Below are 675 nucleotides of genomic sequence, written 5' to 3' on the forward strand. Positions count from 1 at the left end.
CCCTTCTTTCAGACACCTTGGACATCTCATGATGTACCCCTTCGCCGACACAATAGAATCCGCTGTTCACGCCCTGAACAAGTTTCGCTCTTATCTGTATCGGCCGCACTCGATAATGTACCGGTAATAACTCAAATTTTGACGGTTCCAGCCCGACTTTGAAACCCTCATATGAATCTCGCCAAAACGTCACACCCGTTGCACCGAGCAACGTCAGCACCGAGCTCAACCACCATCTGAGCGTCGTCGCGGGCTATGACAGCGCCATGCTGGAGAACCTGGAGATCATTCGCCAGACCGGTGGCCCGCTGGGGCCCAGGGCCAGTAACTGGCCACCACTGTGCCGCGATTCAAACTCTGACCGTTCAGCTGGCGGGCTTGAACTGCTCCTTGTCGAGATTGTGTTTCTTCATTCGCAGATAGAGCTTCTTGCGCGGGATCCCGAGGTAGTGGGCGGCCTCGGTCACCCGACCGGAGAACAGGAACAGGGTATCTTCGATCACCCGCCGTTCAAACTCTTCCACCAGATCGTCCAGCGGCTCCTTGGCGCTGGCCAGCGGCATCGCCCGCTCAACGCCCGCCAGCTTGACGATACCCACCGCATAGAGCTCGGCCACGTTCCGGAGCTCGCGCAAATTGCCGGGCCACTGATGCCGCTTGAGCGTCTCCAGATAG

At 58.1% G+C, this 675-nt stretch carries 2 protein-coding genes; both read right to left on the reverse strand.

All coding sequences use genetic code 11. The annotated features are described in order from the left end of the window. On the reverse strand, positions 1-220 hold a 220-nt coding region (locus BN1129_RS24000), incomplete at its 3' end, for a hypothetical protein (RefSeq protein ID WP_209418513.1). A gap of 145 nt (positions 221-365) precedes the next feature. Next, positions 366-675: helix-turn-helix domain-containing protein (locus BN1129_RS13725; protein WP_042037284.1), on the reverse strand; the 310-nt coding region annotated here is incomplete at its 5' end.

Origin of the sequence: Aeromonas popoffii (assembly GCF_000820025.1) — a bacterium.
GTDB classification, from domain to species: domain Bacteria; phylum Pseudomonadota; class Gammaproteobacteria; order Enterobacterales; family Aeromonadaceae; genus Aeromonas; species Aeromonas popoffii.